At 63.9% G+C, this 11,731-nt stretch carries 13 protein-coding genes and 1 pseudogene; 2 read left to right on the top strand and 12 right to left on the bottom strand.

The window, feature by feature from the left end; all coding sequences use genetic code 11:
- Together Q0L57_RS29130 and Q0L57_RS29125 are read right to left on the bottom strand one after the other, a co-directional pair.
- A partial coding sequence (locus tag Q0L57_RS29130; RefSeq protein ID WP_296746545.1) for a tetratricopeptide repeat protein occupies positions 1 to 368 on the bottom strand: 368 nt, incomplete at its 3' end.
- Positions 369 to 416: 48 nt separating this feature from the next.
- Positions 417 to 1,388, bottom strand: a complete 972-nt coding sequence (locus tag Q0L57_RS29125; protein WP_296746544.1) for an MBL fold metallo-hydrolase — start codon at positions 1,386 to 1,388, stop codon at positions 417 to 419.
- Positions 1,389 to 1,718: 330 nt separating this feature from the next.
- On the opposite strand from Q0L57_RS29125, the gene Q0L57_RS29120 reads away from it, so the two are divergent.
- Complete coding sequence (locus Q0L57_RS29120; RefSeq protein ID WP_296746543.1) at positions 1,719 to 2,717, top strand: transporter; 999 nt, start codon at positions 1,719 to 1,721, stop codon at positions 2,715 to 2,717.
- Positions 2,718 to 2,721: 4 nt separating this feature from the next.
- Here the strand turns inward: Q0L57_RS29120 and Q0L57_RS29115 are convergent, their stop codons facing one another.
- From Q0L57_RS29115 to cysS, 9 genes are all read right to left on the bottom strand, one after another.
- Entirely contained in the window at positions 2,722 to 3,402 is a 681-nt protein-coding gene (locus tag Q0L57_RS29115) for a glutathione S-transferase family protein (protein ID WP_296746542.1), read from the bottom strand.
- Between the two features lie 9 nt (positions 3,403 to 3,411).
- Positions 3,412 to 4,341, bottom strand: a complete 930-nt coding sequence (gene rarD / locus Q0L57_RS29110; RefSeq protein ID WP_296746541.1) for an EamA family transporter RarD — start codon at positions 4,339 to 4,341, stop codon at positions 3,412 to 3,414.
- A 114-nt stretch (positions 4,342 to 4,455) separates the two neighbouring features.
- Positions 4,456 to 4,983: a hypothetical protein gene (locus Q0L57_RS29105; protein WP_296746540.1), complete on the bottom strand. Its 528-nt coding sequence runs from the start codon at positions 4,981 to 4,983 to the stop codon at positions 4,456 to 4,458.
- Between the two features lie 5 nt (positions 4,984 to 4,988).
- Complete coding sequence (cimA, locus tag Q0L57_RS29100; RefSeq protein ID WP_296746539.1) at positions 4,989 to 6,605, bottom strand: citramalate synthase; 1,617 nt, start codon at positions 6,603 to 6,605, stop codon at positions 4,989 to 4,991.
- 187 nt (positions 6,606 to 6,792) lie between these two features.
- Positions 6,793 to 7,761: a prolyl aminopeptidase gene (gene pip / locus Q0L57_RS29095; protein ID WP_296746538.1), complete on the bottom strand. Its 969-nt coding sequence runs from the start codon at positions 7,759 to 7,761 to the stop codon at positions 6,793 to 6,795.
- Complete coding sequence (locus Q0L57_RS29090) at positions 7,758 to 8,234, bottom strand: GFA family protein (RefSeq protein ID WP_296746537.1); 477 nt, start codon at positions 8,232 to 8,234, stop codon at positions 7,758 to 7,760. The genes pip and Q0L57_RS29090 overlap by 4 nt, the downstream gene beginning before the upstream one ends.
- A 2-nt stretch (positions 8,235 to 8,236) precedes the next feature.
- Positions 8,237 to 8,722, bottom strand: coding sequence for a GFA family protein (locus tag Q0L57_RS29085; protein WP_296746536.1), 486 nt, complete (start codon positions 8,720 to 8,722; stop codon positions 8,237 to 8,239).
- 33 nt (positions 8,723 to 8,755) lie between these two features.
- A complete protein-coding gene (locus tag Q0L57_RS29080; RefSeq protein ID WP_296746535.1) occupies positions 8,756 to 9,142 on the bottom strand; it encodes a VOC family protein in 387 nt (128 codons plus the stop codon).
- Positions 9,143 to 9,485: 343 nt separating this feature from the next.
- Positions 9,486 to 10,934: a cysteine--tRNA ligase gene (gene cysS, locus Q0L57_RS29075; RefSeq protein WP_296746534.1), complete on the bottom strand. Its 1,449-nt coding sequence runs from the start codon at positions 10,932 to 10,934 to the stop codon at positions 9,486 to 9,488.
- 389 nt (positions 10,935 to 11,323) lie between these two features.
- Between cysS and Q0L57_RS29070 the strand changes: the two genes are divergently transcribed.
- Positions 11,324 to 11,479, top strand: a complete 156-nt coding sequence (locus Q0L57_RS29070; RefSeq protein WP_296746533.1) for a hypothetical protein — start codon at positions 11,324 to 11,326, stop codon at positions 11,477 to 11,479.
- 109 nt (positions 11,480 to 11,588) lie between these two features.
- On the opposite strand, the pseudogene Q0L57_RS29065 reads toward Q0L57_RS29070, so the two are convergent.
- Positions 11,589 to 11,731, bottom strand: a pseudogene (locus tag Q0L57_RS29065) (SOS response-associated peptidase); the annotation flags it as partial.

Here is an 11,731-nt window from a genome sequence, read left to right as displayed (position 1 = left end):
TTGGCCTTGGCCATGTCGCCGGTCTCGACATAGAGCTCGCCCAGATATTCATGCGCCGCCTTATGGTCGGGCTTAAGCTCCAGCGCCTTGTTGTAGTAGGTGAGCGAGGTCTGGTAGTCGCCGGTCTTGCGCAGCGTGAAGCCGAGCAAATTGTAGACGTCGGCCTGCTGGTTGTCCTGCGCGAGGTCGCGCAGGTCGGCCAGCGCGCCCTTGTAGTCCTTGGCGTCGATCTTGGCCTTCACGGCCGTCAGGTCCGGCGCGTCGGCGCCTTCGATGTCGTCCACGGCATAGGCCGGCACGGCGATGGCGATCGGGGCTGCGGTGAGAACCGCAATGGTGCCGAGCACCGCGAAAAGTGCATGTTTCATTGACGTTGTCTCTTTCTGTTCAGGATTCGATTCAGATCGCGATTGCGATCAGATCTGGGTTGGGGTGAAGGCATAGGCGTTGCCGTCCTTGACGAAGCTGCCGGTGCCCGGGAACGGGAAATGCGAACCGCAGATACGGACATTGTCGGCGATCACCTGGTCGATGATCTTGTGGCGCGTGGTGATGGCCATGGGCCCATCCTGGTCGTAGCTGCCCTGCCATTCGGGATGCGGGGCGAGCAGCGCCGGCACGTACATGGTGTCGGCCGAGACGAGGAACTGCTCGGAGCCGGCATCGACGTGATAGACCGAGTGCCCTGGCGTATGGCCGGGCGCCGCCATGATGCGGATGCCGGGCACCACTTCCGCGCCATCGTCGACCAGCTTCCAGTTCTTCCATTTCGGGAAGTTTTCGGCAATGCGTTTTCCCGCTGGCTTGCGGCCCTCGGGCAGCTTGGCCAGGCGGCTGGGGTCGGTCCACCAATTGTATTCGGTGGCGTTGACGATCAGCTCGGCATTCGGGAACACCGGATCGTTGGTGCCCTTCTCCATCAGGCCCCAGACATGGTCGGGGTGGAAGTGCGAGATCATGATGGTGTCGATGGCCTTGTAGTCGATGCCGGCGGCCTTCATGTTGGCCGGCAGATGCGTGGCGTTGGCCTGCCACTGGCCGACACCGGAGCCGGCATCCATCATGATGGTGCGGCCGTTCATCTTGAGCACCACGACGGTGAGCGGGATCGGCATGAACTCGGTGGTCAGCCCGGCCTTGGCGAGCGCGGCCTTGGTGTCGTCGACCGAGGCGTTGGCGATGAAGGCCGGGTCGTGCGGCTTGCGCCAGATGCCGTCATAGATGGCGGTGACCTCGAGCGAGCCCACCTTGTATTTGTAGAAGCCGACCAGCGGCTCGACCGGGGTTTCGGCGAAAGCGGGCGGAGCGAATTCGAGCTTGCCGGCGATGCCGAAGGCGGCCGCGGCGGCGGCCGATCCGAGTACCATGCGGCGTGTCATGTTGAACATCAGAAGTTCTCCTCTAATGGCTGCGGGGTTCATGCGGCGGTTCCGTCGTTTTCCGCATGTCGCCGCGCCAAACCGTTGCAGCGACATGCGGGGGAGGATGGCCTCGCTACACAGCAAGACCCGGCAGGCCGGGGCTTTATTCCTGGGACGCTGAAGAATTTTGGGGGATGCCAGGCAGGCGGGTGATTCAACGCCGTGGTCGAGGAGCGGACACCTCGGGATGCCGGGCGCCGGACCCTCAGCGAACTGTCACATTGTATCGGGGCCGTCATGGTAGAAACTCAATCCGGCCGCCCGCGACCGATTGCACCAGAGACCAGCAAAGCCGCCATGACTATCGCCACCAGCAAGGAAGGCACCGACCTCTCGCCCTACCTGCCGGACGAGCACGGGCTGTTCTTCGTCTACCATTTCACCGCCGATGGCCTGCGCACCAGGGACCCCGCCGAGGCGCGCTGGACCTGGCGCAGCTACCAGATCACCGACATGCGCGCCCGCCAGGAGATCGGCGCCGAGCAGGCCCTGCCGGCCGCGGTGCGCGCCGCCTTCCTGGGACCCGCCCATGGCTGCCAGGTCGACCTCGACGACGGCTGGACCTATGGCGACCTGCCCGATCTCAGGCACGATTTCTCCGCGGAAGCGCGAGGGCTCACCCATTTCCGCTTCGCCTTCAACGACACGATGCTGATCGGCGCTCGCAAGCAGCCGCTGGAATCGGTCGACGCCGTGCGCAAGGCGGTGGAGAACGGATCACGCCGGTTCCGCTCGCCGGCCGAACTGATCGAGGCGGTGATGAGCCAGTCGCTCGACGGGATGGCGGGAGAGCTGGACAAGCTCGACGACGCGCTGGACGGCATCGAGGACCGGATCGTCAGCGACGCATGGAACAGCGAGCGGCAGTCGCTGATCGACGCGCGCCGTCACCTGGTGGCCATCCATCGCCAGATGGCGACGCTGACGAACCTTTTCCGCCATCTCGACCAGTCGCATAGCGACGACCTGCCGGGTTCGGTCAACGACATGGCGGCGAGGCTCTCACAGCGGGCGTACACGCTCCATCACGACGGCGAGCAGTTGCAGGGCCGTACCAGGCTGCTGCAGGACGAGCTGATGACAAAGCTGACCGAGCGGTCGAACCAGCTGCTCTACGTCCTGTCAGTGATGACGGCGGTGCTGCTGCCTATGACCATCATCTCCGGCCTGTTCGGCATGAATGTCGGCGGGCTGCCGCTGGTCGACACGCCGCTGGGCTTCTGGCTGGTGACGGCGGGATCGGTGGCGATTGCGGCCATCGTCTTTCTGGTCGTGAGACGGCTGGGCCGGGTCTGACGTATCAGGCCCTCAGATCCTCAAAGATTGTGCCGGCGGCCGCGACTTCAGCTTCATGCCCCGGCTCGCGCCATGTTTCGGCGAGACCGGCCGCGTACCACTCGCGCATCGCCGGCAAGTCGAGCAGCCGGCGCGGATAGGCAGCGGCGGCGCCTTCGAATACCAACCCGTAGGACTGCGCCCGGAACGCGATGGGGGCAAAGAAAGCATCGACCGCGGTGAAACAGTCGCCGGCGAGGAACGGCCCACCGAAACGTGCAAGGCCGTCATTCCACAGGTCGCCCATGCGGAAGATGTCATGTTTCAAGGCATCGGAGATGGATGAAAGCTTGACGCGCACGCCGCAGCACATCGGGCAGTCATTGCGCAGCGCCGTAAAACTGGAATGCATTTCGGCGGCGGCCGAACGCGCCCAGGCGCGGACCTTGGCGTCCGAGGGCCATACGCCCTGATGCCGCTCGGCAAGGTATTCGACGATACCAAGCGAATCCCACACCGCCCAGCCGTCATCGATCAGGCAGGGAACGCGGCCATTCGGTGAGAACGCCCTGTAGAAGTCAAAGCTCGGGCCTCCCGGGAATGGCGTCAGTTGCTCCTCGAAGGGGATCTCAAGCGCGCGCATCAACAGCCATGGCCGCAGCGACCAGGAGGAATAATTCTTGTTGCCGATGTGAAGTGTGTACATCGCCTTGTCCTAGCGCGTGGCTTGAACTGCCGTTCGTGCGTCACGGCCCCTGAACATCGACCAGCTGTACATCGCCAGCGCCGTCCAGATCAGCGCGAAGGCGATCGCCTCGATGGCGCCGAAAGGCTCGTGGAAGATGAGCACGGCGATCAGGAACACCATGGTCGGCGCGATGTATTGCATGATGCCGATGGTGGAGAGGCGAAGCAGCCTGGCGCCGAAGGCGAACAGCAGCAGCGGCACCGCCGTGACCGGACCGCAGCCAAGCAGCAAAGCCGTGTCGCCTCCCGTGCTGGAAACGAGGTGGTCCTGGCCGGTGGCGATCAGGTAGACGATGTAGCAGAACGCCGGTACCGAGAGCAGCAGCACTTCGAGAAGGAAGCCCTGGCTCGGGCCGATCGGCAGCGTCTTGCGGAAGAAGCCGTAGGCGGCGAAGGAGAAGGCGAGCGCCAGCGACACCCAGGGCAGCTTCCCGGCCTCGACGGTCAGCACGGTGACGGCGACCGCGGCCAACGCGACAGCCGCGATCTGCAGGCGATCCAGCCGTTCCCCGAGCAGCAGCGCGCCGACGACCACGCTGACCAGCGGGTTGATGTAGTAGCCGAGCGCGGTTTCGACGGTGCGGTCGACCGAGATCGCCCAGACATAAATGCCCCAGTTGACCGAGATCAGCACCGCCGTCAGCCCAGCCATTGCGAGGCTCTTCGGCGAGCGGATCGCTGCCTTGAAGTCGGCCGTGCGGCCGGCCCAGATGAGCACTGCCGCCGCGATCGGCACCGACCAGACGACGCGGTTGGCGATCACCTCGGCGAGCGGCAGATGGGCCACCGCCTTCATGTAGAAAGGCAGGAGCCCCCACAGGAAATAGGCGCCGAGCGCCAGGAGGAAGCCGCGGCGGCCCTTGGCATCGGCATCGAGTTGAGCGGTTTCGGTGACCATGGCCCAACGCTATGGCCCAGCCGGCCGTCCGAGACCATCACAAAATTATGATGGATCAATGGACTTTTCGTGATGGGTCAAACGGTTGCGCTCATGTCCAAGACGCGATGTCGCTCATTGTTTGGCGGGTTTCTCGACAAGTTCGAAGAAGACCCTGTCCGGCGCCCCCTCGTCGTGCCTAAAACCCGTCAACTGTGCCGCCAGATCGAGAGGAATGTCGAAAATATGATCGACATCATTTTCCTCGTCCTGCTTTGAAAAAGCCTGCTGCCTCAGCGTGGCAAACGAGGCTGGAAGATCACCCGTGGTGTGGAGATCCCTGCCCCCCTCATCGCCGCTGTGCCAAACCCTCCAGACGCTTCTTCCGCCACTCCAGAACTCCGCGCGCGCGAACATCTTGTGCTCTTCTATGTGCACGACGACCATATCCCTACCCTGCGAAAACACGGACAAATAGCTGTCCGGGGGATTAGGGAAACTGCAGTAATCGAGGATGATGATCGCCCAGTTCTTGTCGCTGAGACAGGCATTTATCGGCGCGTCGAAATCTTCCGAGGAAGCGCCGACTTCCCTGCCGAACAAAGCCGCGGCTTCCTTGATCCCATAACCTCGAAAGCCAAACCAGCTTATCGAGAAGCCCATCTGCCCTACTCCGCCGCGACCAAACCCGCCATCTCGCGGTTCTTCATCAGCTTGTAGATGATCGAATCCATCAGCGCCTGGAAGGAAGCGTCGATGATGTTTTCCGACACACCCACCGTCCACCAGCGCGCCCCGGTTGAATCGTGCGATTCGACCAGGACGCGGGTGATGGCCTCGGTGCCGCCATTGAGGATACGCACCTTGAAGTCGGCAAGCTCGAGGTCGACGATCTCGTTCTGGTATTTGCCAAGATCCTTGCGCAGCGCGATGTCGAGCGCGTTGACCGGGCCGTGGCCTTCCGCCACCGACATCTTCTCCTCGCCGTCTACCAGCACTTTTACGATCGCTTCCGAAACAGTCTTCAGCTGGCCGTTGGCGTCGAAGCGGCGCTCCACCATGCAGCGGAACGAGGTGACGTTGAAGAACTCCGGCAGGCCGTGCAGCATCTTGCGCGCCAGGAGTTCGAAGGACGCGTCGGCGCCCTCATAGGCGTAACCCTCGGCCTCGCGCTCCTTGACGACCGAGATCAGCGCATCGAGGCGGTGATCGTCCTTCGGCACGTCGATGCCGCGCCGCTTCAGCTCGGCGAGGAAATTGGCCTTGCCGCCCTGGTCCGAGACCATGACACGGCGACGGTTGCCGACCGCTTCCGGCGGCACATGCTCATAGGTCGCAGGCTCCTTGGCCAAGGCGGACGCATGGATGCCGGCCTTGGTGGCGAAGGCCGAGGCGCCGACATAGGGCGCCTGCGCCTCCGGCGCGCGGTTGAGCAGTTCGTCGAATGCGCGTGAGAGCCTGGAGATGCCGGTCAGTTCCTCGGCTGAAATGCTGGTCTCGAAACGGTCGGCAAAGGCCGGCTTCAACGCCAGCGTCGGGATGATGGTGATCAGGTTGGCGTTGCCGCAGCGCTCGCCGATGCCGTTCAGCGTGCCCTGGATCTGGCGCACGCCGGCTTCGACGGCAGCGAGCGAATTGGCCACCGCCTGGCCGGTGTCGTCATGGGCATGGATGCCGAGGTTGGCGCCAGGGATGCCGCCCGCAATCACCTTCTCGACAATGACGCGCACTTCCGATGGCTGCGTGCCGCCATTGGTGTCGCACAGCACGACCCAACGCGCGCCGGCGTCGTAGGCTGTCCTGGCGCAGGCCAGCGCGTAGTCGGGGTTCGCCTTGAAGCCGTCGAAGAAATGCTCGCAATCGACCATCGCCTCCTTGCCGGATGCGACTGCCGTCTCGACCGACACTTTTATCGCCTCGAGGTTCTCCTCATTGGTGCAGCCGAGCGCCACGCGTACATGGTAATCCCAGCTCTTGGCGACGAAGCAGATGGCGTCGGACTTCGACTGCACGAGCGCCGCCAGCCCCGGATCGTTGGAAGCCGAGACCCCTGCCCGCTTGGTCATGCCGAAGGCGACGAATTTGGCGCTTGCCGTGCGCTTCTTCTGGAAGAAGGCCGTATCGGTCGGGTTGGCGCCGGGATAGCCGCCCTCGACATAGTCCATGCCGAACTCGTCAAGCAGCTTCGCAATCGCGATCTTGTCCTCGACGGAAAAATCGATGCCCGGCGTCTGCTGGCCATCGCGGAGCGTGGTGTCGAAGAGATAGAGGCGTTGCTTTTTCATGGTCTTGTGGGCGCTTGAGCACCCCCCTCTGCCCTGCCGGGCATCTCCCCCTCAAAGGGGGGGATCAGCAGTTGGTATGTCCCGCCCTCGTCCGCAACCTTGCAGGTTTGCGAAAGCCTGAATGGCAGCCAATTTCCCCCCTTGAGGGGGAGATGGCCGGCAGGCCAGAGGGGGGTGGATGGCGCTGTCATTTCTTGCCCGCGAACCCGTCCGTCGCGCGGATCAGCCGGTCCAGAATCCCCGGCTCCGAATAGGCATGGCCGGCGCCTTCGATCAGGTGGAAGTCCGCCTTCGGCCAGGCCTTGTGCAGCGCCCAGGCGTAGCGCGCCGGGCATGGCATGTCGTAGCGGCCGTGGACGATGGTGCCGGGAATGTCCTTGAGCTTCCATGCATCGCGCAGCAACTGTCCTTCCTCCAGCCAGCCGGCATGGACGAAATAGTGGTTCTCGATGCGCGCGAAGGCGATGGCGTAGTCGTCCTGCGCGAACGGGCCGCTGGTTTCCGGTTCCGGCAGCAGCGTGATCGTCTCACCCTCCCAGATGCTCCACGCGCGCGCCGCCTCGATCTGGGCCTTGCGATCGGAGCCGACCAGCCGCTTGCGATAGGCGGCCATCATATCGCCGCGCTCGGCCTCGGGGATCGGTGCCAGGAAGCGTTCCCACTTGTCCGGGAACATCTCGGAGACGCCGAACTGATAGTACCATTCGAGCTCGGCGCGGGTGAGCGTGTAGATGCCGCGCACGACGAGCTCGCTGACGCGCTCGGGATGTGTCTGCGAATAAGCGAGCGCCAGCGTCGAACCCCAGGAGCCGCCGAACACCAGCCATTTGTCGAAGCCCGCCATTTCGCGCAGGCGCTCGATGTCGGCGACGAGATGCCAGGTGGTGTTGGCCTCCAGGGAGGCATTCGGAGTCGATTTCCCGCAGCCGCGCTGGTCGAAGAGGATGACGTCGTAGAGTTTCGGGTCAAACAGGCGCCGGTGTTTCGGCGAGATGGTGCCGCCGGGGCCGCCATGCAGGAACACGGCGGGCTTGGCGCCCTTGGTTCCGGAGCGCTCCCAGTAGACGGTGTGGCCGTCGCCGACATCGAGCATGCCGGAATCGAAGGGCTCGATCTCGGGATAGAGCGTACGCAAAGAACCGGCGGCAATCGTCATAGTTTCAAGCCCTGCTGTGGCCAGTTGGCCGTCTCGTGGTCGGGATGCTGGAAGGAGATGATCTGCTCCTGCCGTGCGTAATAGTCGGGGTCGTGATGGACCGGCGCCTCGAATATCTTTTCGACCCAGGGCAGCCGGAAGGCGTAGTTGACCTGGATCTGCGGCGCGAGATCCGACCGGTCGTCGAAGGCGCCGATGGCGATCTCCAGGCCGTCCGGCTGGCGATAGGTGAGCGGCGTGCCGCAACGGGCGCAGAAGCCGCGGTCGATGTTGATCGAGGACTGGAAGTAATGCGGCTCCTCATGGGTCCATTCGACGCCGTCCTTGGGCACGCTCACCAGCGCGCCGAAGAAATTGCCGAACTGCTTCTGGCACATGCGGCAGTGGCAGATGGACGCGCGTCCGAGCTTGCCGTGTACTCGGAAGCGCACCGCGCCGCACTGGCAGCCGCCTGTTCTAACTTCATTGGTCATGGTCATTCCTCCGGCGGCCATTGGTCGGTGTCGTGGTCTGGATGCTGGTAGGAGACGAGTTCGGCGAGATAGGGCGCCGACGAGACATCGCCCATCGTCTCCTCCGACGGCAGCTTTGGAATGCCGTCGACATAGGGAAGCTTCGCCTCGACGCCCCACTGGACGGTCGGCACGATACCTGACGGATCGTCGAAGGCGGCGATCGCCAACGCAATGCCGTCGGGCGCCTCGAAGGTCAGCGGCGTGCCGCATTCGGCGCAGAAGCCCCGCCATGCGGCGTTGGACGAGCGGAAGCGCTTCGGCTCGCCGCGCGTCCATTCGAGCCTAGCGCCACGCACCGAGACCAGCGGCAGGTAGAAATTGCCGCTCGCCTTCTGGCACATACGGCAATGGCAGACCGATGCGTCGCCGAGCGCGCCCTCGACGCGGAAGCGCACCCTGCCGCACTGGCAGCCGCCCGTATAGACCGGCCGGTTGTCGAGGCTCATGACCAGCTCCGATCGATGGGACGCTTCAGAGGCTCACTCCGGATCATGGCACACCGCCTCGACATTGTTGCCATCCGGATCGAAGACGAAGGCGCCATAATAGTTGGGATGGTAATGCGGACGCAGCCCCGGTCCGCCATTGTCCCTGCCGCCGGCGCCAAGGGCCGCGGCATGGAAGGCGTCGACCTCGGCGCGGCTGCGCGCGGTGAAGGCGACATGCTGGTGATCCCGCTGCTTGTCCTCGCCGGAGCTCACCCAGAACACCGGCCGGTCGCGGCCATAGCCGCCAACCTTGGCGCCGCCGGTATACTCCTCAGGCACCATGTAAAGCAGCGAAGCCCCCAGCGGCGCCATCGCCTTGTCGTAGAACGCCTTGGACTTGTCGAAGTCGGAAACGGTGATGCCGAGATGGTCGATCATGAAACGAGCTCCTCCATTGCCTCATGCGCGCCCGGAAGGCGACACGCCGACACTGTCGATATCGTGGATCGAGCCGGGGTTCCAGAAGCGCGGACGCTTCGGCAAACGGCTCCTGCCAAACGCGACAGTCGGCGCTCTACGGCACCCCCCTCTGCCCTGCCGGGCATCTCCCCCTCAAGGGGGGAGATTAGCTGTTTCGCCGCCGGCGCCCAATCATCGACGTCAGAGATTGGCGAAAGCCAAGCTGACGTCCAATCTCCCCCCTTGAGGGGGAGATGTCCGGCAGGACAGAGGGGGGTGCCTGGCACCATCCTCTCCAATCCTGTCGCATCGGTCGCCATCCTCACCGCCTGATCTCCCAGGTCGTCACGCGCTGACCCGTCGCCGGATCCTTACCGTCCTTCAACTGCACGCCCTGCGCCAGCAATTCGTCGCGAACCCGATCCGCCTCGGCCCAGTTCTTGGCCGCGATCAGCGCCAGGCGGTCGGCGATCGCCTTGCCGATAGCGGCCTCGTCCACCTTGGCGGCGCCGACGTCGAAGCCGAGGAAGGCAAGCGCGGCCTTCAGCGAGGCGGCGACCGCGTTTTCGCCGTCCCCGAAGTCGAGCGCCTCGCCGGCAAGCTGCGTCAGCCGCTGGAATGCGGCATAGGTGGCGAGGTCGTCCGACAACGCCGCCACGACATCCGCCGGAAGTTCCTTCGCCGCCTCCGGCGCAAGGTCGGCTGCTCGCTTCCATTTGCGCAGCGTGTTTTCCGCCTCCTCCAGCTTGCGCACGGAGAAGTCGATCGGCTCGCGGTAATGCGTCATCAGCATCGCCAGCCTGAGCACCTCGCCCGGCCATGCGCGGCCGCCGAAATTCCCGGTCTCCAGCAATTCATGGATCGAGTAGAAGTTGCCGAGGCTCTTAGACATCTTCTGGCCCTCGACCTGCAGGAAGCCGTTGTGCATCCACACATTGGCCATGACCCTCGTGCCGTGGGCGCAGCGCGACTGGGCGATCTCGTTCTCATGATGCGGGAAGATCAAGTCGAGCCCGCCGCCATGGATGTCGAAGACCTCGCCGAGATAGGCGGCCGACATGGCCGAGCACTCGATGTGCCAACCCGGCCGGCCCCTGCCCCACGGGCTTTCCCAGCCCGGCTCTTCCGGGCTCGACAGCTTCCACAACACGAAGTCGCCGGGGCTCTTCTTGTGCGCGTCGACGGCGATGCGGGCGCCCGCCTGCTGCTCGTCGAGATTGCGCTTCGACAATTCGCCATAGTCTGGCATCGAGGCGGTGTCGAACAACACCTCGCCGCCGGCGACATAGGCGTGGCCGCGCTCTATCAGCTGCCCGATCAGCGACAGCATGTCGGCCTTGCCGTCGGCGCGGGGCGCCACGAACTCGGTCGCGCGCGGCTCGTAGGTCGGCTCCAGGCAACCGAGGGCCGCGACGTCCTTGTGATACTGGTCGGCGGTCTTCTCGGTGACCTTGCGGATGGCGTCGTTGAGCGAAAGCTTTCCGGCCGCGATCTCGGCGCCGAAATCGCGCAGCGCGCGCGCGTTTATCTTGTCGTCGACATCCGTGATGTTGCGCACATACGTGACGTGCTCTTCGCCGTAGAGTTCACGCAACAGACGGAACAGCACGTCGAAGACGATCGCCGGCCTCGCATTGCCGATATGGGCAAAGTCGTAAACCGTCGGGCCGCAGACATACATGCGCACGTTTTGCGGATCGATCGGAACGAACGGCTCCTTCGTCCGCGTCAGCGTGTTGTAGAGGCTGAGGCCTTTCGATGCGTCAGACATGCGGTCCCGGTCCTTGATTTGGGTTCGCTGAAACCCGGTCGGCGCCGAGGCGCAAATCGGGCTCCAGCCTGCTGGCCGGGGCGTTTGTCCAATCTAGGAGAAGATGAGGCGAAAACGTCCGGACCAGCGCGAGGCTAGCCAATAATGCAAATGCCACAAATGGCGAAAGACGTTTTCATGGGCGGCTTTATCGCGCCCGCCGGTGTTGCCGTCAAGTCGCTCCGTTCGGGAAAGATGTCGTTGCTTCACAGGTAAAGACACGGCGAAACATTTTATTAAACATGTCGGCACAGTGATGAAACATTCTCGGGCTAGACCCGACAGGCGTCACGATTTGGTCCGAATCGACAGCCAAACGCAGACACGAAAACGTTATCAGGGAAGAGACAATGGCTAGAAACAAGCAGGAACAGAACCGACCGGCGCAACCGGCGCTGACCCACCACTACCGCGCGATCGGCCCGGCCGCCATCGTTGCAGCCCTTCTTCATACCGCCAAGAAGAAGAAGCCGGCGCAGAAGATCGTCTCGCCGCGCGCCGCCTGACACGGCACGACCGGCACCGCCTCCGATGAGGCGCCGGCGATGAGGGCGCGCATGAGCGCCCCGGAGATGAAGGCCTCCTCCAGCAGTCCTCGTCAGCTGGCCGCCTTCACTAGAACAAGCTCATCTGGTTGTCGTCCTGGCTAGGCTTCTGGCGCCTGGCCTTTTCGGGCTGCGGCTCGACGATGCCGCGCTCCTGAATCTCCGGCCCGGTGTTGGCGACCTTGTTGACAAGGTCGGAAACCGGAATTGCCT

Source organism: Mesorhizobium sp. (assembly GCF_024509055.1).
GTDB lineage: Bacteria > Pseudomonadota > Alphaproteobacteria > Rhizobiales > Rhizobiaceae > Mesorhizobium.
Note: the sequence above shows the minus strand (reverse complement) of the source record. Positions and strands in the feature narration are given on the sequence as shown.